Annotated in this window: 19 protein-coding genes; 11 read left to right on the forward strand and 8 right to left on the reverse strand. The window is 70.2% G+C overall.

Annotation, left to right across the window (positions count from 1 at the left end; all coding sequences use genetic code 11):
• Positions 1-19 precede the first annotated feature (19 nt).
• Positions 20-280, forward strand: coding sequence for a zf-TFIIB domain-containing protein (locus DDE18_RS06485; protein ID WP_116571399.1), 261 nt, complete (start codon positions 20-22; stop codon positions 278-280).
• Between the two features lies 1 nt (position 281).
• Here the strand turns inward: DDE18_RS06485 and DDE18_RS06490 are convergent, their stop codons facing one another.
• The gene (locus DDE18_RS06490; protein ID WP_116571400.1) at positions 282-1,808 is read right to left on the reverse strand and encodes a helix-turn-helix domain-containing protein; all 1,527 of its coding nucleotides are present in this window, start codon (positions 1,806-1,808) and stop codon (positions 282-284) included.
• An 87-nt stretch (positions 1,809-1,895) separates the two neighbouring features.
• Between DDE18_RS06490 and DDE18_RS06495 the strand changes: the two genes are divergently transcribed.
• Together DDE18_RS06495 and DDE18_RS06500 are read left to right on the forward strand one after the other, a co-directional pair.
• Positions 1,896-2,912, forward strand: coding sequence for a zinc-dependent alcohol dehydrogenase family protein (locus tag DDE18_RS06495; protein WP_116571401.1), 1,017 nt, complete (start codon positions 1,896-1,898; stop codon positions 2,910-2,912).
• A gap of 455 nt (positions 2,913-3,367) precedes the next feature.
• On the forward strand, positions 3,368-3,814 hold the full coding sequence (locus DDE18_RS06500) for an ArsI/CadI family heavy metal resistance metalloenzyme (protein WP_116571402.1): 447 nt from the start codon (positions 3,368-3,370) through the stop codon (positions 3,812-3,814).
• Positions 3,815-3,823: 9 nt separating this feature from the next.
• On the opposite strand, the gene DDE18_RS06505 is transcribed toward DDE18_RS06500, so the two are convergent.
• Positions 3,824-4,345 (reverse strand): DUF5994 family protein, encoded by a 522-nt coding sequence (locus DDE18_RS06505; protein WP_116571403.1) that lies wholly within the window; start codon positions 4,343-4,345, stop codon positions 3,824-3,826.
• Between the two features lie 173 nt (positions 4,346-4,518).
• Between DDE18_RS06505 and DDE18_RS06510 the strand changes: the two genes are divergently transcribed.
• Complete coding sequence (locus DDE18_RS06510) at positions 4,519-5,766, forward strand: MFS transporter (protein WP_211754428.1); 1,248 nt, start codon at positions 4,519-4,521, stop codon at positions 5,764-5,766.
• Here the strand turns inward: DDE18_RS06510 and DDE18_RS06515 are convergent.
• Positions 5,752-6,105 carry a DUF6766 family protein gene (locus DDE18_RS06515; RefSeq protein WP_116571404.1) on the reverse strand — a complete coding sequence of 118 codons (354 nt, stop codon included), beginning with the start codon at positions 6,103-6,105 and terminating at the stop codon, positions 5,752-5,754. The genes DDE18_RS06510 and DDE18_RS06515 overlap by 15 nt on opposite strands.
• Before the next feature lie 84 nt (positions 6,106-6,189).
• Here DDE18_RS06515 and DDE18_RS06520 point away from each other — a divergent pair, with 84 nt between their 5' ends.
• The 4 genes from DDE18_RS06520 (at position 6,190) to DDE18_RS06535 (ending at position 10,409) form a co-directional block, all read left to right on the forward strand.
• The gene (locus DDE18_RS06520) at positions 6,190-7,017 is read left to right on the forward strand and encodes an SDR family oxidoreductase (protein ID WP_245916481.1); all 828 of its coding nucleotides are present in this window, start codon (positions 6,190-6,192) and stop codon (positions 7,015-7,017) included.
• Between the two features lie 149 nt (positions 7,018-7,166).
• Positions 7,167-7,562 carry a helix-turn-helix transcriptional regulator gene (locus tag DDE18_RS06525; RefSeq protein ID WP_116571541.1) on the forward strand — a complete coding sequence of 132 codons (396 nt, stop codon included), beginning with the start codon at positions 7,167-7,169 and terminating at the stop codon, positions 7,560-7,562.
• A 5-nt stretch (positions 7,563-7,567) separates the two neighbouring features.
• Entirely contained in the window at positions 7,568-7,984 is a 417-nt protein-coding gene (locus DDE18_RS06530; RefSeq protein WP_116571406.1) for a VOC family protein, read from the forward strand.
• Positions 7,985-8,024: 40 nt separating this feature from the next.
• A complete protein-coding gene (locus DDE18_RS06535; protein WP_116571407.1) occupies positions 8,025-10,409 on the forward strand; it encodes an ATP-binding cassette domain-containing protein in 2,385 nt (794 codons plus the stop codon).
• A 36-nt stretch (positions 10,410-10,445) separates the two neighbouring features.
• Here DDE18_RS06535 and DDE18_RS06540 read toward each other — a convergent pair whose 3' ends face one another.
• The 3 genes from DDE18_RS06540 to helR form a co-directional block, all read right to left on the reverse strand.
• Positions 10,446-10,835: a VOC family protein gene (locus DDE18_RS06540; RefSeq protein ID WP_116571408.1), complete on the reverse strand. Its 390-nt coding sequence runs from the start codon at positions 10,833-10,835 to the stop codon at positions 10,446-10,448.
• Positions 10,836-10,853: 18 nt separating this feature from the next.
• On the reverse strand, positions 10,854-11,444 hold the full coding sequence (locus DDE18_RS06545) for a hypothetical protein (RefSeq protein ID WP_116571409.1): 591 nt from the start codon (positions 11,442-11,444) through the stop codon (positions 10,854-10,856).
• Positions 11,445-11,574: 130 nt separating this feature from the next.
• The gene (helR, locus tag DDE18_RS06550) at positions 11,575-13,728 is read right to left on the reverse strand and encodes an RNA polymerase recycling motor ATPase HelR (protein WP_116571410.1); all 2,154 of its coding nucleotides are present in this window, start codon (positions 13,726-13,728) and stop codon (positions 11,575-11,577) included.
• Between the two features lie 175 nt (positions 13,729-13,903).
• Here helR and DDE18_RS06555 point away from each other — a divergent pair, with 175 nt between their 5' ends.
• Together DDE18_RS06555 and DDE18_RS06560 are read left to right on the forward strand one after the other, a co-directional pair.
• Positions 13,904-14,848, forward strand: coding sequence for an acyl-ACP desaturase (locus DDE18_RS06555; RefSeq protein ID WP_116571411.1), 945 nt, complete (start codon positions 13,904-13,906; stop codon positions 14,846-14,848).
• A gap of 9 nt (positions 14,849-14,857) precedes the next feature.
• Entirely contained in the window at positions 14,858-15,607 is a 750-nt protein-coding gene (locus tag DDE18_RS06560) for a class I SAM-dependent methyltransferase (RefSeq protein WP_116571412.1), read from the forward strand.
• 6 nt (positions 15,608-15,613) lie between these two features.
• Here DDE18_RS06560 and aspS read toward each other — a convergent pair whose 3' ends face one another.
• Positions 15,614-16,927: an aspartate--tRNA(Asn) ligase gene (aspS, locus tag DDE18_RS06565; RefSeq protein ID WP_116571413.1), complete on the reverse strand. Its 1,314-nt coding sequence runs from the start codon at positions 16,925-16,927 to the stop codon at positions 15,614-15,616.
• Positions 16,928-17,278: 351 nt separating this feature from the next.
• Here aspS and DDE18_RS06570 point away from each other — a divergent pair, with 351 nt between their 5' ends.
• On the forward strand, positions 17,279-18,577 hold the full coding sequence (locus DDE18_RS06570) for a dicarboxylate/amino acid:cation symporter (protein WP_116571414.1): 1,299 nt from the start codon (positions 17,279-17,281) through the stop codon (positions 18,575-18,577).
• Positions 18,578-18,730: 153 nt separating this feature from the next.
• On the opposite strand, the gene DDE18_RS06575 is transcribed toward DDE18_RS06570, so the two are convergent.
• On the reverse strand, positions 18,731-19,342 hold the full coding sequence (locus DDE18_RS06575) for an SMI1/KNR4 family protein (RefSeq protein WP_116571415.1): 612 nt from the start codon (positions 19,340-19,342) through the stop codon (positions 18,731-18,733).
• Positions 19,343-19,527 lie beyond the last annotated feature (185 nt).

Below are 19,527 nucleotides of genomic sequence, written 5' to 3' on the forward strand. Positions count from 1 at the left end.
AAGGGGGTAACGTCGTCTCATGGATCCCCTGAGCTGCCCGCGTTGCGGAGCGGAGATGCACGACCGGATCGTCGGTCAGGCCAGTGTCAGCCAGTGCCCGGACGGCCATGGCGTCTTCCTCTCGCGGGCCGAGCTCGGGACCCTCATCGAGTCCGAGACCGACTGGCACCGCGGGACCAGCCAGCACACCGCGCCGATGCCGAAGATCACCGCCGACATGACCGCGCCCCCGGCCGCGACGAAGCGGACGAGGGCGTGGATCGAGACGCTCTTCGACTGACCTAGATGTCCCTGAACGTCTCGATGCTCGCGCCGAGCAGGTTGAGCCGTTCGGCGAGGTCCTCGTAGCCGCGGTGGATCACGTAGGTCGAGCGCAGCACGCTGGTGCCCTTGGAGGCCAGCATCGCCAGCAGGATCACCACGGCCGGACGCAGCGCGGGCGGGCAGACGATCTCGGCTCCCGACCAGTGCGTCGGGCCCTCGACGAGCACCCGGTGGGGGTCGAGCAGCTTGACCTGGGCGCCGAGCTTGTTGAGCTCGGTGAGGTAGATCGCGCGGTTCTCGTAGACCCAGTCGTGCAGGAGCGTCTGCCCCTCGGCGACGGCCGCGATCACCGCGAAGAAGGGCAGGTTGTCGATGTTGAGGCCCGGGAACGGCATCGGGTGGATCTTGTCGAGCGGCGCCTTGAGGTCGCTGGGCTGCGTGGTGATGTCGACGAGGCGGGTCGCGCCGTTGGCGGCGAGGTACTCCTCGGTCAGGGAGTAGCCGAAGCCCATCTCCTCGAGGGTGGCCAGCTCGATCTCGAGGAACTCGATCGGCGCCCGGCGGATGGTGATCGACGACTTGGTCACGATCGCCGCGGCGAGCAGCGACATCGCCTCGATCGGGTCCTCCGACGGCGCGTAGTCGACGTCGACGTCGATGACCTCGCGGCCGGTGACCCGGAGGGTCGTGGTGCCGATGCCCTCGACCTGGACGCCCAGCTTCTGCAGGTAGAAGCACAGGTCCTGGACCATGTAGTTGGACGAGGCGTTGCGGATCACCGTGGTGCCCGGGTGGAGGGCGGCCGCCATCAGCGCGTTCTCGGTGACGGTGTCGCCGCGCTCGGTCAGCACGATCGGCCGCGCCGGCTCCACGGCCCGGTTGACCGTCGCGTGGTAGGAGCCCTCGGTCGCCTTGACGTCGAGCCCGAAGGGACGCAGGGCGGACATGTGCGGCTCGACGGTGCGGGTGCCGAGGTTGCAGCCGCCGGCGTAGGGGAGGTCGAAGGTGTCCACGCGGTGGAGCAGCGGGCCGAGGAACATGATCACCGAGCGGGTACGACGCGCGGCGGCCTCGTCGATGTTGGCCAGGTCGAGCTCCGCGGGCGGGACGATCTCGAGGTCGTTGTCGTCGTTGAGCCACCGGGTCTGCACACCCAGAGAGTCGAGGACCTCCAGCAGGCGGTTGACCTCCTCGATGCGCGCGACCTTGCGCAGCGTCGTACGGCCGCGGTTGAGCAGCGACGCGCAGAGGAGGGCGACGCCGGCGTTCTTCGACGTCTTGACGTCGATCGAGCCGGACAGCGTGGTCGGGCCGTTGACGCGCAGGTGCGTGGGGCCGGCGCCGAGGGCGACGATCTCCGAGTCGAGCGCCGCGCCGATGCGGGCCAGCATCTCGAGGGAGAGGTTCTGGTGGCCCTTCTCGATGCGGTTGATGGCACTCTGGCTGGTGGCCAACAGCTCGGCGAGCTGGTGCTGGGTGAGCCCACGGTGCTTGCGCGCGTCGCGGATCAGGTTGCCGATGCGGCCCTTGTAGTCCGTCTCCATACCGACCACGCTATCTCAGATATGAGATAGACCACGAACCCTGGGCGGTGTGGCGCCGCCGGCCATGCCGCATGGAAGGATCGCCCCATGCGCGCGACCACGATCCATGCTCCTGGTGACATCCGGGTCGAGGAGGTTCCCGACCCGACCCTCGAGCTGCCGACCGACGCCATCGTCCGCGTGGTCGCGGGCTGCATCTGCGGCTCCGACCTCTGGCCCTACCGGGGCCACAACGTGATCACCCCCGGCTCGACGATCGGCCACGAGTGCGTGGGCGTGGTCGAGGAGGTCGGCGCAGAGGTGCGCGACTTCAAGCCCGGCGACTTCGTGATCGTGCCGTTCTGCCACTGCGACAACACCTGTGCCCACTGCCGGGCGGGCGCTCAGTCGGTGTGCGAGCACCTCGGGTTCACGAGCAGCGGCCAGGCCGAGCTCGCCCGTGTCACGCAGGCCGACGGCAGCCTGATGAAGACCGAGGGGATGCCGGACAAGGCGGTGATCCCGTCGCTGCTCACCCTCTCCGACGTGATGGCCACGGGCTGGCACGCGGCGGTCGCGGCCAGGGTGGCGCCGGGCAGCACCGCCCTCGTCGTGGGGGACGGCGCGGTCGGGCTCTGCGGCGTGCTCGCCGCACGACAGCTCGGGGCCGAGCGGATCATCGCGATGTCGCGCCACGAGTCGCGCCAGCAGGTCGCCCGGAAGTTCGGAGCCACCGACGTCGTGGCCGAGCGGGGCAAGGAAGGCGCGGAGCTGGTCAGGGAGCTGACCGGGGGAGTGGGCGCCGACGCCGTGCTGGAGTGCGTCGGCACCGACGACGCCATGCGCACGGCCATCTCGGTGGCCCGGCCCGGCGCCATGGTCGGCTTCGTGGGCGTGCCTCACGGTGTCGAGCTGCCGGTGCGGAAGATGTTCGAGAAGAACGTCGGCGTTGCGGGCGGCATGGCACCCGTACGCCGCTACCTGCCCGAGCTGCTCGACCTCACGCTCTCCGGACAGATCGAGCCGGGGCTGGTCTTCGACCTGACCCTGCCGCTCGACGAGGCGCCGGAGGGCTACCGGGCGATGGACGAGCGGCGCGCCATCAAGGTGCTGCTCGAGCCCTGAGCCGGGGTTACCTGGAGACGAGCTGGCGGTCGCGCCCGTGGGCGCAGATGCACACGTCCGAGCACGGCAGGTAGCTGTGCGGCGCGTGCCCGCAACCCGGGCACGGCATGTCGTGCGAGAGGTGCGTCCCTCCGGTGTCGACGGTGTCCCACATGGTCCTTCACTCCCCTCATGTCTTTGCCTGTTATCTAGAAGACACCCCACCCGGGCTTTCAAGACGCGAACGCGCGGGAGCAGTCACGAAATGACTCGAAGTGACTAGCAGGGCACCGGGGCCAGGCCCCCTGGGGCGGCTACCAGCGTGTCCGGACGTACGACGCTGAGGCCCTTTCGGAGCTGAGTAGGCACCCCGGCGGTGGCCGCAGCGACCCGCGCGTAGATGGGACATTGACATCCGTCGATGTCCGGGTACTGTTCAGGACATAGACATTCATCTATCCCTAGGAGGAGCCACCATGAGCCGCATCCAGCTCGCGCTGAACGTCGACGACCTCGAGGCCTCGATCGCCTTCTACTCCCACCTCTTCGACACCCCGCCCGCCAAGACCAAGCCGGGCTATGCGAACTTCGCCGTGGCGGAGCCGCCGCTCAAGCTGGTCCTGATCGAGAACCCCGGGCAGGGCGGGAGCCTCAACCACCTGGGCGTCGAGGTGACCGACACCGCGACGGTCGAGGCGGAGCAGGCACGGCTGGCCGAGCGCCAGCTGGCGGTCCTGGAGGAGCGGGACACCACCTGCTGCTACGCGCGCCAGGACAAGTTCTGGGTGCAGGGCGCACCCGACGGAGAGCGCTGGGAGGTCTACACGAAGCTCGAGGACTCGGAGACCTTCGGCGCCGCGCCGGCCGCCGACGACTCCTGTTGTGGGGCACCCGTCGACGAGCAGGCGGCCTGCTGCGCCTGAGCCCGGCGATCAGCCCTCGAGGCGCTCCGAGGGGGCTCCGCCGGAGCCCCAGTAGTGGCCGCCGTCGTCGCTCCAGTGGTCTCCGGGCACGGTGGCGGGCTGGTCCGCCACCTCCTCCAGCAGCTCACCGGCCGGGTGCGCGTTGCCCCGTGTCGCGGCGGCGAGGAGCGCCTCGGAGCCCTGCTCCTGCGTCATGGACGGGGGCACCACGAGCAGCTGGAGGCGCTCCCGGTTGGCCGTCGTGAGCACGATCAGGTGCGTGTCGTCCTGGGGGAAGCTCCCCGTCTTCACCCATCCCCGGGCGACGCGTACCTGCCGGGGCGGTGAGTCCCAGTCGGGGGGAGACACCAGGGCGCGCACGATGCGGCCCCGCTCCCGGGGGAAGTTGTCGACGAGGTCGAGGAGCTCCACGCCGAGGTCCCGGCTCTGGGGCCACCAGCCACCGTCGAGGGTGTTGGACCCGAAGCGGTCGGACAGCCTGAGCCGGAGGGGGCTTCTGAGGGGGGCGGGGGGCTCGGTCGTCATCGACATGACGGACGCCTCTCGACCGGATCGCCGCGCTCGAGGTGGGCGCGGACTCGTCGGTCTGGTTGGCCCCAGCCTACGCCGCGGGTGGGCGGCCGGAGGAATCGGCCGCCCTCGGCGCGTCCATATAACGGGACGAATCATTCCGCGATGTGGACGCGTGGGGAACGATCGAACCCGTGACGACGACGGAGACCGCGCCCGGGGGAGCGGAGGTGGCCGACCGGTGGCTGCGCAACCTCTGGGTGTGCACCGCCGGCTCGTTCACCACCGCGGTCGCGATGACGCTGCTCATCCCCTTCCTCCCTGTCTACGTGCGCCAGCTCGGGGTCTCCGACGATGCCGGCGTGCTGTTCTGGTCGGGCGTCGCCTACGCCGCCACCTTCCTGACCGCGGCCCTCACCGCGCCCCTCTGGGGCTCGCTCGGTGACCGCTACGGACGCAAGTCCATGCTGATCCGGGCCAGCCTCGGGATGTCGGTCGCCATGTCGCTGATCGGCCTGGCGCAGAGCGTGTGGCAGCTGGTGGTGCTCCGGCTCCTGGTCGGCCTGCTGGGCGGCTACTCCTCCGCCTCGACGATCCTCGTCGCGGCCGACAGCCCGGTGGAGCGTCGGGGCTGGGGCCTGGGCGTGCTCTCCTCCGGGATCATGGCCGGCAGCATCGTCGGGCCGCTGCTGGGCGGTCTGCTTCCCCAGGTCATCGGCATCCGGCTGACGTTCCTGCTCACGGGCGCCCTCATCTTCCTGGCGTTCCTCGCCACGGCGCTCCTGGTGACCGAGGACCGGCCCCGGGCCGCGGGGCTCGCGCTCACACGCGCGGGGGACGCCGATGGGCCGCGAGCACGGGACCTGCGCGGCCGCGGGATCGGCGTACTGCTCCTGACCGGCTCGATGGTCATGTTCGCGACGATGTCGGTGGAGCCCCTGGTCACGGAGTACGTCGCGCTGCTCGACGGGGCGGCGCACGCGACCGTGTGGGCCGGCGTCGTGATGTCGCTGGGTGCGCTCGGAGCCATCGTCTCCGCCCCCTTCGTCGGCCGGCTCGCCGACCGGCACGGCCCTCGTCGGGTGATCGTCGGGTGCCTCCTCGCAGCGGCGGCCTGCCTCGTCGTGCAGGGCCTCGTCGACGGGGTGGGCCAGCTCGCGGCCGCCCGCCTGCTGATGGGAGTCAGCCTCGGCGGCCTGATGCCGGCGGTCACCGCGGCGCTGCGGGCCTGCGCGCCACCCGGGCGCGTCGGTCGGCTGCTCGGCTGGAGCGTCTCGGCGCAGTACGTCGGCGACGTCACCGGGCCGGTGCTCGGGGGGCTCGCTGCCGGCGTCCTCGGCATGCGCAGCGTCTTCGCCGCGACGGCCGTCGTGCTCCTGGCCGCCGCCCTGCTGCACGCCGTACCGGCGATGCGGGTCCGGACGGCCTCAGCCCGGGTCTGACGTCTCGCCCGGGGGCGGAGTGGGCAGGCCGAGCCGGTCCTGGATCCGGTCGATCTTCGCCTCGATCCGCTCCATGTCCTCCGCGTCGACCTTGAAGATCAGGTGCTTGGCGCCGAGCAGCAGGATCGCCTGGAAGATCAGCTGCAGCCACTCGCTCTGCCAGTTCTCGAAGGTGGCGGCGAAGAAGGTCTGCATGAAGTCGCCCCAGACGAACGGCTCCTGGTGCGCCTGCTGGTCACTGCGGAACTCCGCCAGCTGCGTGACGAACTGTCCGAGCCAGGACCCGACGAACAGCACGAGCAGGACGTAGACCGCGCCCCAACGCCTCAGGTGTCTCATGGGGAAGCGGTGCCCAGCAGGACGCTTTCCATGCCTGCGCCGTGCCCGGCCCTCCGGACGTGCGGGTCTGCCATGATCGGCCGGGTGACGAAGAGACTCGCAGGACGCACGCTCCTGATGTCCGGCGGCAGCCGCGGCATCGGCCTGGCCATCGCGGTCGCCGCGGCACGCGAGGGCGCGAACGTCGCGCTCCTGGCCAAGACCGACGTGGCCGACCCCCGACTACCGGGCACGATCCACACCGCCGCCGCCGAGATCGAGGAGGCCGGCGGCCGGGCCCTGCCGGTCGTCGGCGACGTGCGCGACGAGGAGTCGGTGGAGCACGCGGTGGCGGCGACGGTCGAGCGCTTCGGCGGCATCGACATCGTGGTCAACAACGCCTCCGCCATCGCGCTGGCTCCGACCGAGGAGCTGCCGATCAAGCGGTTCGACCTGATGACCCAGATCCAGCTCCGGGGCACCTACCTGCTCACCAGCAAGTCGCTGCCGCACCTCCGCAAGGGCACCAACCCGCACATCCTGTCGCTGTCCCCGCCGCTGAACCTGTCACCCAGGTGGCTCGGCGCGCACCCGGCGTACACGCTGGCGAAGTACGGCATGACGATGCTGACGCTCGGCTGGGCCGCCGAGTATGCCGAGGCCGGCGTCGCCGGCAACTGCCTCTGGCCCGAGACCCTGATCGCGACCGCGGCCGTTCAGAACCTGCTGGGCGGGGACGAGGCGGTCGCCAGGGCGAGGACGCCGGAGATCGTCGCCGACGCCGCCGTCGAGATCCTGGCGCGACCGTCGCGTGAGTGCAGCGGCCAGACCTTCCTCGACGTCGACGTGCTTCGAGAGGCCGGGATCACCGACCTCTCGAAGTACGGCACCGGCACCGAGCTGGAGTGGGACGTCTTCGTCGACCGGCCGTAGCGGTGCCTGGGGGCCGGCGGGCACGGCGGAGTGCGGGGAGATGTCGGACCTCGAGCCCCCGCCGGCGTGGCAGGATTGCCGCAGTGACCAGCGACTCCGACGCCGCGCGCCTGAGAGACCTCGCGGTCCTGCGCCGTGTCCGCGACCGGATGGATCGCGAGTACGCACAGCCACTCGACGTCGAGGCCCTCGCCCGCGGCGTACACATGTCGGCCGGCCACCTGAGCCGACAGTTCCGGGCGGCCTACGGCGAGTCGCCGTACTCCTACCTGATGACCCGGCGCATCGAGCGGGCCATGGCGCTGCTGCGCCGCGGCGACCTCAGCGTGACCGAGGTCTGCTTCGCGGTCGGCTGCTCCTCGCTGGGCACGTTCAGCACGCGGTTCACCGAGCTGGTCGGGGTGCCGCCCAGCGTCTACCGGCGCGACGCGGCCGCGGCGACCGAGGGCCTGCCTGCGTGCCTGGCCAAGCAGGTGACCAGGCCGATCAGGACCACATCGATCAGGAATGGAGAAGCGGCGGCCCCTGAGCCGCACCTAGCCTGACTGCCATGGACAACGACCTCATCATCCACACCACGGTCCTCCCGCACGACGACCCGGAGGCCTCCCTGGCGTTCTACCGCGACATCCTCGGCTTCGAGGTGCGCAGCGACTTCGGCGACGGCAAGATGCGCTGGATCACCGTCGGTCCCGCCGGCCAGCCCGACATCTCGCTCCTCCTCGCCCCTCCTGCCGTCGACCCCGGGATCACCGACGAGGAGCGCCGCACCATCACCGAGATGATGGCCAAGGGCACCTACGGCTGGATCCTGCTGGCCACCAAGGACCTCGACGGCACCTTCGAACGGGTCCAGGCCACCGACGCCGAGGTCGTCCAGGAGCCGACCGACCAGCCCTACGGCGTGCGTGACTGCGCCTTCCGGGACCCGGCGGGCAACATGGTCCGCATCCAGCAGCTGGCCTGAGCCGACCACTCCACGCACTCGCACCTCACGGGGGGACACGATGAGCAGGGCCACCGAGGCGGACCCGCAGGCAGCGACGCGGCACCCCGCTGACAGCCACGACATGATCCGGGTGCAGGGTGCTCGGGAGAACAACCTCAAGGACGTCAGCGTCGAGCTCCCGAAACGTCGGCTGACCGTGTTCACCGGTGTCTCGGGCTCGGGCAAGAGCTCGCTCGTCTTCGACACGATCGCGGCCGAGTCGCAGCGGATGATCAACGAGACCTACTCGACGTTCGTGCAGGGCTTCATGCCTTCGCTGGCACGGCCCGAGGTCGACGTGCTCGAGGGGATCACCACGGCGATCCTCGTCGACCAGGAGCGCATGGGCGCCAACGCCCGCTCCACCGTGGGCACCGCCACCGACGCCCACGCCATGCTGCGGGTGCTGTTCAGCCGGCTCGGGTCGCCGTTCATCGGGCCGCCGATCGCCTTCTCCTTCAACGTCCCGACCCGCAAGGCGAGCGGGGTGATGACCGACGCCAGGGGCGAGAAGACGATCGTCCGCGACGCTGTCTACCACGGTGGCATGTGCCCCGACTGCGAGGGACGGGGCACCGTCTCGGAGCTCGACCTGACGGCGATCTACGACGAGAGCAAGTCGCTCGTCGAGGGCGCGATCCTGGTGCCGGGCTACACCGCGGACGGGTGGATGGTGGCCACCTTCATCGAGTCGGGGTTCTTCGACCCGAAGAAGCCGCTGAAGGACTTCACGAAGCAGGAGCTGGACGACCTGCTCTACAAGGAGCCCGTCAAGATCAAGGCCAAGGGCATCAACGTCACCTACGAAGGCCTGGTCCCGAAGATCCGCAAGTCCATGTTCAGCAAGGACGTGGACTCGCTGCAGCCGCACATCCGGGCGTTCGTCGAGCGAGCAGCCGTCTTCGCCCCCTGCCCGGCGTGCGACGGCACCCGGCTCAACGAGTCGGCGCGGTCCTCGAAGATCAAGGGCCTCAACATCGCGGAGGTCTGCGCCATGCAGATCACCGACCTGGCCGAGTGGATCCGCGGGATCGACGACCCTTCGGTGGCACCGCTGGTCGGCAACCTGCTGCACCTGTTCGACTCCTTCGTCGAGATCGGGCTGGGCTACCTCTCGCTCGACCGTCCCTCGGGCACCCTGTCCGGGGGAGAGGCGCAGCGCACCAAGATGATCCGCCACCTCGGCTCGGCCCTCACCGATGTCACCTACGTGTTCGACGAGCCGACCGTCGGCCTGCACCCGCACGACATCCAGCGGATGAACACCTTGCTGCTGAGGCTGCGCGACAAGGGCAACACCGTGCTCGTCGTCGAGCACAAGCCCGAGAGCATCGCGATCGCGGACCACGTCGTCGACCTCGGCCCGGGCGCGGGCTCGGCCGGTGGCACGGTCTGCTTCGAGGGCACCGTCGAGGGACTGCGCGGGAGCGACACCGTCACCGGCCGACACCTCGACGACCGGGCCGCCCTCAAGGAGTCGGTGCGCAAGCCCACCGGTGCACTCGAGGTCCGGGGGGCGTCGACCCACAACCTCCAGGACGTGGACGTGGACATCCCGCTGGGCGTGCTGTGCGTGGTCACGGGCGTCGCCGGCTCGGGCAAGAGCTCGCTGATCCACGGCTCGGTCGCCGGCCGCGAGGGCGTGGTGGTGGTCGACCAGGGGGCGATCAGGGGCTCGCGGAGGTCCAACCCCGCGACGTACACCGGAGTGCTCGAGCCGATCCGCAAGGCGTTCGCCAAGGCCAACGGCGTGAAGCCCGCCCTCTTCAGCGCCAACTCCGAGGGCGCCTGTCCCACCTGCAACGGCAACGGGATGATCTACACCGAGCTGGGGTTCATGGAGACCGTAGCGACCCCGTGCGAGGACTGTGGCGGGAAGCGCTACCAGGCCGCCGTGCTGGAGCTGAGGTTCGGCGGGCGCAACATCGCCGAGGTGCTCGACCTCCCCGTCGCCGAGGCGCACGCGTTCTTCGCGAGCGGCGAGGCGAAGACGCCCGCAGCGGCCGCGATCCTCGGGCGCCTCGAGGACGTGGGGCTCGGTTATGTCACGCTCGGCCAGCCGCTGAACACCCTGTCGGGCGGTGAGCGCCAGCGGCTCAAGCTCGCCATGCACATGGGGGACAAGGGCGGCACCTACGTCCTGGACGAGCCGACCTCCGGCCTCCACCTGGCTGACGTGGAGAACCTGCTCGGCCTGCTCGACCGACTGGTCGACGCGGGGAAGTCGGTGATCGTGATCGAGCACCACCAGGCGGTGATGGCGCACGCCGACTGGCTCATCGACCTGGGCCCGGGCGCCGGCCACGACGGCGGCAAGGTCGTCTTCGAGGGGACGCCCGCCGAGCTCGTCGCGAGCCGGTCGACGCTCACGGGGGAGCACCTCGCGGAGTACGTCGGCGCCTGAGCCAGGTCAGTCGGGGTTGGCGCGGTCAGTGATCGGTCAGGCGGGGACCACGTCGTCGTCGATGCAGAGGATGTTGTCCTCACTGTCCTTGAACCAGGCGCCGTGCCCCATGTCGCCCATGCTCGCGACGTCACCGTCCCAGGTCACGCCCGGCATGTCGTAGTGCTCGAAGGTGACGCCCTTGGCCTTCAGGTCCTCGACCTCGGCGCGGACGTCGGGCACGTGGAACTGGGCGATGGTGTGGCCGGCCCGTCCGGCGTACTCCGTCTGGTAGAGGAAGAAGGTCGTCCCGCCGGCGGTCGTGTAGATGAGACCGCCCGGGTTCTCCTGGGCCGGGGTGAGTCCCAGCTTGTCGGCGTAGAAGCTGCGCGCGCGCTCGATGTCGGCGGCCGGGATGTTGGCCGTGACCTTGCTGTCGTTCAGCATGGTGCAACTCCTTCCGGGTCAGGCGCTCTCGAACCACGGGTGGTGGAGGTCGTAGAACCTGGCGTTCTGCAGGGCGTACTCGAGCTCGCCACGCACGTCCGCCGGCGGTTCCATCCGCTCGCCGGAGCGCGCCGCTTCCTCGGACGTGAAGGCGACGGTCTCGGTGAACGTGCCGTCGGGCTCGATCGCGAGGGTCCCGCCGATGATGTCGGGCCGCATCCTGTGGAGGGACTCGGTGTCGGCGAGCATCGCCTTGAGCCGGTCGGGGTCGTCGACGCGTCCACGGATGACCTGGACGAAGCCCGCCTGGTCCGAGCCGCCGTCGAGGAACATCATGACGTCGTCGCAGTCGTGGAACTCGAGCGGCCCGTCCATGAGGGACCTCAACCGTTCGGCCCACACACCCTGCTCCGGACGGCGCGAGTTGGCCATCGCAGCGTCCCGGGACTCGAACCTGACCACGGCGATGAACTCGTCGTCGTCGGTGAAGCCGTAGGTCCCGCCGAGCCAGCCGGACGCTCCGTCCGACAGGTCGCGTCGCCAGTCGTCGAGCAGGGCGTGGACCTCGTCCTGCCGCGTGCACTTGCCCTGGATGATCTGAATGAACACGTCTGTCTCCTCGATCGGTCGTTCCTGCACCAGCTGACCGGTCGAGGCAGCCCCAGGCCCCGGCCGGGCCCTCTTCGGAACGTACGCCGAGGGGGCAGCGGCCGCCATACCGAAACCGGGGTAGCCCTGCCTACGGGCTGGTGAGGATGACCAGCTGCTGGGTCGCGCGCGTCATCGCGACGTAGCGGTCGACCGCTCCCTCGATGCCGGTCCCGAGCTCGTCGGGGTCCACGAGGACGACGAGGTCGAACTCGAGGCCCTTGGCAAGCTCCGGCGTCAGCGAGCGGACGCGGGGCATCGCCTCGAACGACGGGTCGCCGATCACGCAGCCGATGCCGTCGACGTGCGCTGCAAGCCACCAGTCCAGGAGGGGGCGCAGCTCGGCAGCCGAGCCGTGCACGACGGGGACGCCGGTGCTCCGGATGGATGTCGGCACGTTGGCGTCCGGGAGCGCGGCCCGGATGAGGGGCTCGGCTTCCACCATGACCTCTTCGGGCGTGCGGTAGTTGATGCTCAGGGAGGCCAGCTCGACGTGGTCGAGCCCGACCCGCCGGAGCCGCTGCTGCCAGGTCTCGCTGAACCCGTGCCTGGCCTGGGCCCGGTCGCCGACGATGGTGAGGCTGCGGGAGGGGCAGCGCCGCAGCAGCATCTGCCACTCGGCGTCGGTGAGCTCCTGGGCCTCGTCCACGACGATGTGCGCGAACGGGCCGGCGAGCTCGTCCCGGTCGGCGCTCGGCAGGGCCTCCTCGTCGTCGAGGTCGTTGCGCGCGTCACCGCCGCGCAGCATCGACATCAGCTGCATCTCGGAGTCGTCCGTCTCGATCACGTGGTCGATGACGTCCGACATCTGCGCGCGCTCGGCGGCCAGGGCGGCCTCCCGCCGGCGCTCGAGGGGGGAGGCCTGGGGGTCGCCGAGGCGCTGGTACGCCGCGTCCAGGAGCGGGAGGTCGGCGACCGTCCAGGCATACGGATCGTCCTTGCGCTGCAGGGCGCGGACCTCCTCCGGCGCCAGCCACGGGGCGCACCGGCGCAGATAAGCGGGGACCGACCACAGGTCGGCGACCAGGTCGGTCGGCTCGATCAGCGGCCAGGCGGTGTTGAGGGCCTCGTTCAGGCCACGGTGCCGGCGGAGGGAGGTGCGGAGCGTCTCCGCGGGGACGTCCTCGTCGTCGACCTTGTCGACCAGCACGTCCACCAGCGTCTCGAGGACCTGCCCGCGGGCCTCGTTGTGCGGCGTACCAGGATCCGGCGAGTCGAACGCCTCGGCCCACTCGTCGGCGCTGAGCCAGAGGTCGGCCCACGTGGTCTCGACCTCCATGCCCTCGGTCGGCGGCTCCTCGTACAGCCGGACAGCCGGCTCGATCGCCTGCACCATGTCCACGGAGGCCTTCAGGCGGGCCACCTCGGGATCGACCTCAGGCGCGGCCGCGGCGCCCTCGGGGACGAGCTCGCGGAGGGTGCAGGTGCGCACGCCCTCCTCGCCGAGGCTGGGGAGGACGTCGCCGACGTAGGCGAGATAGGGCTGGTGCGGTCCCACGAACAGCACGCCGCCCTGCCGGTGGCCGAGACGAGGGTCGGAGTAGAGCAGGTAGGCGGTGCGGTGCAGGGCCACGACGGTCTTGCCCGTCCCCGGACCTCCGTCGACGACGAGGGCCCCGCGGGACCCGGCGCGGATGATCGCGTCCTGGTCGGCCTGGATCGTGCCGAGCACGTCCCGCATCCGGGGCGACCTGCTGCTGCCCAGGCTGGCGATGAAGGCCGACTGGTCGTCGAGCGCCGCGTGCCCCTCCAGTCCGTCCGGGGTGAACACCTCGTCCCAGTAGTCGCTCACCCGACCACGGGTCCAGCGATACCTGCGGCGGCTCGTCAGGCCCATCGGGTTGGCGTGGGTGGCGCCGAAGAAGGGCTCGGCGGCGGGGGAGCGCCAGTCGACCAGCAGCCGGCGGCCCTCGCTGTCCGTGAGGCCCAGCCGTCCGACGTATACGGGCTCGGGGTCGTCGATGCTGACCATCCGGCCCAGGCACAGGTCCAGGCCGAACCGGCGCAGCGCCCGCAGGCGCGCGGTCAGCCGGTGGACCTCCAGGTCGCGGTCCAGCGCGGCCTGGCCCGTGCCGCCCGGCGCCTTGCGCTCCGCGTCGAGACGCTCCGTCAGGGCGGCGATCGTCCGCTCGAGGCTGTCCGCGATGGCCCCGAAGTGCTGCTCGTCGTCCGCGATCAGCGCGGGATCGGCCTTGGGCGCAAGGTGGTCGGCCAGGTCGAAGGCACTGGTCGTCGTGGGGGACACGTCGGGGATTGTGGGGGAGGGGAGGGGCCTTGCGGCAAGGCCCCCACCCCGCTATACGTTGAAACTGGAGGGGCCGGAGAGTTTCGTCGGCCGACTGGGATTCGACGGCGCGCACCGGCGCGGCGCGCGGCCGATCGGCGTACTCTCGCAAGGGAACCCGAGCGAGGAGCCGCCCGTGAGCGCCACCGACCACCTTCTGGAAGAGCTCGAACCCGTCGTCGCCGCCAATCTCGACCGCCATCTCGCACTGGCCCAGGAATGGCACCCGCACGACTACATCCCCTGGAGCCAGGGCCGCGACTTCGCGTTCCTCGGCGGCGAGGACTATGCGCCCGAGCAGTCGCGCCTGTCCGAGACGGCCAAGGCGGCGATGTTCACCAACCTGCTGACCGAAGACAACCTGCCCTCCTACCACCGGGAGATCGCGACGCGCTTCGGGCGCGACGGTGCGTGGGGGACGTGGGTCGGGCGCTGGACCGCGGAGGAGAACCGCCACGGCATCGCGATGCGCGACTACCTCGTCGTCACCCGTGGAGTCGACCCAGTCGAGCTCGAGCGCGCCCGGATGGACTACATGACCTCGGGCTACGACTCCGGCGACAAGACGCCGTTGGAGACCGTGGCCTACGTGTCGTTCCAGGAGCTCGCGACCCGCGTCTCCCACCGCAACACCGGGAAGGTGACAGAGGACCCGATCGCAGACAAGCTGCTGGCGCGGATCTCGAAGGACGAGAACCTGCACATGGTGTTCTACCGCAACCTCGTCAGTGCCGCGCTCGAGATCGCGCCTGACGCCACGATGCGCGCGATCGCCGACGAGGTCATCAAGTTCGAGATGCCAGGCGCCACGATGGCCGGCTTCCGGCGCAGCTCGATGATGATCGCCAAGGCCGGGATCTACGACCTGCGCCTGCACCACGACGAGGTGGTGATGCCGATCCTGAGGCAGTGGGGGGTCTTCGACCGCACCTTCGGCGACGTCGGCCAGCGGGCGCTCGAGGAGATGGTGGCCTTCCTGAGCGCTCTCGACGCCCAGGCGGCGAGGTTCGTGGAGCGGCGTGCGGAGGGTCGCGCCCGGCTCGAGGCTCGCGGCGAGGAGACCCCGGTCTACGCGTCCTGAGCGGCTGACGTGAGGGACCCGATGCACTTCGATGCCCGGGCCGAGGTCTACGAGAGGTCCCGGCCGCTCTACCCGGAGGCCCTCTGGGCACGCTTGCGCGAGCTCGGGGTGCTGGGCGGCGGACGCCGTGTCCTCGACCTCGGGGCCGGGACGGGCGAGGCCACAGGGCGTCTCGTCGAGTCGGGCGCCACGGTCACGGCCGTCGAGCCGGGCATCGCGCTGGCGGAGCGCCTCCGCCGCCGCGTACCCCAGGCGCGCGTCGTCGTCGCGACCGCGGAGGATGTGCTGCTCCCGGACGCCGCCTTCGACGTCGCCGTGGTGGCCACAGCCGTTCACTGGTTCGACCTCGGGATCGTCGTACCCAAGCTGCACCGGGTGCTCCGGCCCGGAGGCCAGCTCGCCGTCTGGCGGACGGTCTTCGGCGACCCGGAGGTGAGCACTCCGTTCCGGGACCGGGTCTCGGAGATCGTGGCGGCCCGCCCCCCGGCGGACCGGCCTGATGCGCTCGACCCCGACCACTGGACGCGGGTGCTGACGGCGACCGGCCACTTCGTCGTACGCCACACGGAGGTGTTCCGCTGGAGCGTCGAGCTCGACACCGACCAGATCCGCGGCCTGTTCAGCACCTTCAGCGACTGGAGCGCCGTTGAAGTGGAGGCCGCCGCTCAGGCAGCCGACGACCTCGGTGGGCGCGTGACGGAGCACTACCTCACGCCGTTGATGCTCCTGGACCGCGTCGGGCCTGGTACGAAGGCGTGACGAGGGCTAAGGCGCCAGCCGGTGCAGGTCGCGCGGGAACAGCGTCACCTCCCGGATGTTGCCCGCGTCCACCAGGCGGGCGACCCAGCGCTCCAGCCCGATCGCGAAGCCGCCGTGCGGAGGCATGCCGTGGGCGAAGGCCTGCAGGTACGACGCGTACGCGGCTGGTGACCCACCACGCGCCTCGATCGCGGCCACGTAGTCGCCGTATCGGTGCAGCCGTTGCCCACCGGTCACGAGCTCCATGCCGCGGAAGATCAGGTCGAAGCTGTTCGTCCACGGCCCTCCCTCGATGGGCTCACCCGTCCACCCGTGCGTGTAGAAGGGCCGCTTCCGCAGCGGGTAGCCCTCCACTGCCAACACGTCGGTGCCGAGTGCTTGCTTGGCCCACGTTCCCAGCGCTCGCTCGTGCTCGGGCGCCAGGTCGGGCTCGTCGGCCGGCGCGCCAACCCGGCGCAGGGCCTCGGCGAAGTGGATGACCGGGATCTCCTCGGGGATGTGCGGCAGGGCCACCTCGAGCCGGTCGACAGCCGTGGCCGCGTGCTCCCGGATGCCGACGATCATCCCGGCGAGCACGTCGCGCAACGTGGCGAGCACGTCTCGGTGGTCCCGCACGAAACCCAGCTCGACATCGAGGGAGACGTACTCCGCCAGGTGCCGCACCGTGTCGTGGGGTTCGGCCCGGAACACCGGGCCGACCTCGTAGACCCGCTCGAAGATGCCGACGAGCTGCTGCTTGTAGAACTGCGGGCTCTGGGCGAGATAGGCGGGCCGACCGAAGTAGTCGAGCTCGAAGACGTTCGCGCCGGACTCCGTGGCCGATTCGACGATCTTGGGGGAGTGCACCTCGGTGAAGCCGGACGTGTCCAGCGTGTGCCGGAAGCCACGCAGGCTGGCCGCAGCAAGTTCCCAGCGGGCGCGTTGGGCCGGGTGGCGCCAGGTCACCGGGGCGTTGTCGAGGAGCGTCGGCAGGCCGACGTTCAGGGACGGCCGCCAGAGCTCGGCGGGCGGCGTGCGGGCCGGCTCGGTGAGCAGCGTGATGGAGGGGGAGGTGACCTCGACGCCGCCTGGGGCTCGACCGTTCGTCGTGGCCAGGCCGGTGACCTGGACGGTGGTCTCCTCGGGTGGCAGACCCGCGCTCGGCACCTCCTCGGGGCGCAGCACGACCTGCGCCAGGCCGGAGCGGTCGCGCAGGACCAGGAAGGTGACCGCCGCGAGCTCGCGGCGTCGGTGGACGTGGCCCATGAGGGTCACGGTGCTGCCGGGCTCGGCGCTGGCGAGCTCCGCTGCAAGGGTGCGGACAGGTAGGGGTCGACTCATCGTTCCTCCAGGTGACGGAAGCCCTGGAGGTGTGGGCGGGGGCCAGGTCGCGGTGCCACCACACCTTCGCCGATGAGCCATCGGCCTCTCGTCGGTACGCCGTCACGCGCGGGCGCCGCTCGCCTGCCCGGCCGAGGGTCGTCACTCCTCGCGATCGCCGTTCGCAGCGTAAACCGGGTCGGCCCCGCAGTGGCAACCACTTTTCGCGGGACGGTCGAGCTCTCCCCAGTCCCTCCCGTAACAGGGCAGTAACGGCGGGGCAGTCGCCGGTTAACGGCTCCGCCCTACGTTCAGGACTCCCTCGGGGTCGCGCTGACGCCGAAAACGATCGCCCAGAGCAGGAGCGGAATCATGAAGGTGTTGAAGAGCCCGGCCGTGCAGATCGCGATCGGGGCGGTCACGGGAGTCCTGTTCGGCCTGGTTGTGGGGGACTGGGCGAGCAACCTCAAGTTCGTCGGCGACATCTTCATCCGGCTGATCCAGATGGCGATCGTGCCCCTGGTGATGTCGTCGGTGATCGTGGCGACCGGATCCGTGGCAGGGCGGGGGACCGGCAGCCTGATGGCGCGCACGTTCGGGTGGATCCTCGGGTTCTCCGTCGTCGCCGCGGCACTGGGATGGGTGCTCAGCGTCCTGATCCGGCCCGGATCGGGCATGTCCTTCGACGGCGAGCTCGATCCGACGCTGCAGGAGTCGGCCTCGGGCGTCGTCGGCTGGCAGCAGACGATGACCGACTTCGTCTCGACGAACATCTTCGGCTCGATGTCGACGGCGACGATGGTGCCGATCATCGTGTTCTCGTTGATCTTCGGCCTGGCCCTCAACCGCTACGTCGCCACGACGGGCAACCGCACCGTGCTCGACTTCGCCGAGCAGGTCCAGCAGGTCGTCCTGATCATGATCCGGTTCGTCATGTTCGTCGCCCCGCTCGGAGTGTTCGCGCTGCTGGCCAACCTCGCGGGCACCGTGGGCTTCTCCGTGGTCACGACGGGGCTTGCCTACCTGGGCACGACGCTGCTCGGAGTGCTCATCATGATGACGGTGTTCGTGGTCGTCGTCTCGGCGCTGACCCGGCTCAACCCGGTGAAGCTGCCGAGCAAGCTCCTCGAGCAGACCATCGTGGCCGTGACGACCACCAGCTCGGCGGTCACGTTCCCGACGGTGCTCAGGAACACGATCGAGAAGGTGGGCGTCAGCCAGCGGGTCGCCAACTTCACCCTGAGCATCGGCATGACCATGGGCTCGTGCGGCGCCGTGCTCAACTACGTGGTTGTCGTCATGTTCCTGGCCCAGGCGGGCGGCGTCGAGCTCTCCGTCGGAGAGATCGTCCTCGGCATGGCGCTCGCCATCCTGCTGAACATCGGCACGATCACGGTGCCCGGCGGGTTCCCGGTGATCGCGATGTTCCTGGCGACCTCGCTGGGCCTGCCCTTCGAAGCGGTCGGACTGCTGATCGCCGTCGACTGGTTCACCGGCATCTTCCGCACGTTCCTCAATGTGAACGGCGACACGATGGTGGCCATGCTCGTTGCCAACTCGACCGACGAGATCGACCGGGACGTCTACGACGGGGCGAAGGTGGTCACGGCGGACGATCTCGACCTGGACGAGCTCCAGGATCAGTTCGACGCCGCAGACCGGCTCGCCTGAACCGCGCCGCACGGATGGGGGCGCCCGCGCCGGGCCCACAGGCCGCTTGACTTCCGATAACTGACATTATGTCAGTTAATAGTCAGGTGAAGGCTCGGATGAGCTTGATCCACTACCCCGCCACCAACCCAGATTGACCGGGCGGGACCCGGGTCAGCGAACCAGCCTTCGCACGTCCGGTGGCAGGTCCTCCGGCTCGACCCAGGTGTCGACCGGTGGGACGGTGCCGGACTCGTAGGCGTCCGCGACGGTCGCGACCAGCTCGGTGAGGTCGGGGAAGAACCGTTCGGGGTCGGCCGGGTCGTCGCCGGCCTGCGGGTCGAAGACGAACAGTGTGCCGGGCCGTCCGGCCGACCCGTCGCTGTCGAGGCACACGTGCCAGCCGTCGGACGAGATGAGGACCGGGTGCCAACTGGGTCGATAGGCCTCGATGCCGACGTGCTTCTTCCACTCTGGGTTGAACGAGACGTCGAACGCCCGTTGGGTGCTCGCCTGAGCCAGCGTCGGGACGTGCAGGCTGAGGCAGAGGTGGTTCTCGGGGCTGGTCAGCAACCATCCGGCCGGGTCGGTCGCCGAGGGCGTGTCGGTGCCGTCGTGCCAGCCGTACCACACGAGCAGGTCGGGGTGCGGATTCACGCCGTCGGCCTCGAGCCGGCTGACGATCTCAGCCCGCTCGAGCCCGGGACGCCAATGCGCGGCGACCGGAGCCTGGGCCGCGGCCAGCACGGCGCCGAGCCTCCCCAGCTCATCGCCGAGGTCAGCCACGACTCACCTCCCCTGAAGGTCCTCACCCGGCTCAGCACACTCAGGCGGTCAGGACGACCGTGTTCTGCCGAGACCGGCGGGCACCCACGTGCGAAAGCACCGTACTCCTGATCGCAGCCGAAATACGGCCGAACTTGATACGCAGGCTGTCCACTACAAGCTGCGTATTGCATCGGTCGAATCAA

Origin of the sequence: Nocardioides gansuensis (assembly GCF_003076135.1) — a bacterium.
Classification (GTDB): Bacteria; Actinomycetota; Actinomycetes; order Propionibacteriales; family Nocardioidaceae; genus Nocardioides; species Nocardioides gansuensis.

Excerpts from the sequence above, each read along its gene's own strand:
- DDE18_RS06485 (WP_116571399.1), top strand. The coding sequence starts at position 20 with ATGGATCCCCTGAGCTGCCCGCGTTGCGGAGCGGAGATGCACGACCGG.
- DDE18_RS06490 (WP_116571400.1), bottom strand. The coding sequence starts at position 1,808 with ATGGAGACGGACTACAAGGGCCGCATCGGCAACCTGATCCGCGACGCG.
- DDE18_RS06495 (WP_116571401.1), top strand. The coding sequence starts at position 1,896 with ATGCGCGCGACCACGATCCATGCTCCTGGTGACATCCGGGTCGAGGAG.
- DDE18_RS06500 (WP_116571402.1), top strand. The coding sequence starts at position 3,368 with ATGAGCCGCATCCAGCTCGCGCTGAACGTCGACGACCTCGAGGCCTCG.
- DDE18_RS06505 (WP_116571403.1), bottom strand. The coding sequence starts at position 4,345 with ATGTCGATGACGACCGAGCCCCCCGCCCCCCTCAGAAGCCCCCTCCGG.
- DDE18_RS06515 (WP_116571404.1), bottom strand. The coding sequence starts at position 6,105 with ATGAGACACCTGAGGCGTTGGGGCGCGGTCTACGTCCTGCTCGTGCTG.
- DDE18_RS06525 (WP_116571541.1), top strand. The coding sequence starts at position 7,167 with ATGGATCGCGAGTACGCACAGCCACTCGACGTCGAGGCCCTCGCCCGC.
- DDE18_RS06530 (WP_116571406.1), top strand. The coding sequence starts at position 7,568 with ATGGACAACGACCTCATCATCCACACCACGGTCCTCCCGCACGACGAC.
- DDE18_RS06535 (WP_116571407.1), top strand. The coding sequence starts at position 8,025 with ATGAGCAGGGCCACCGAGGCGGACCCGCAGGCAGCGACGCGGCACCCC.
- DDE18_RS06540 (WP_116571408.1), bottom strand. The coding sequence starts at position 10,835 with ATGCTGAACGACAGCAAGGTCACGGCCAACATCCCGGCCGCCGACATC.
- aspS (WP_116571413.1), bottom strand. The coding sequence starts at position 16,927 with ATGAGTCGACCCCTACCTGTCCGCACCCTTGCAGCGGAGCTCGCCAGC.
- DDE18_RS06570 (WP_116571414.1), top strand. The coding sequence starts at position 17,279 with ATGAAGGTGTTGAAGAGCCCGGCCGTGCAGATCGCGATCGGGGCGGTC.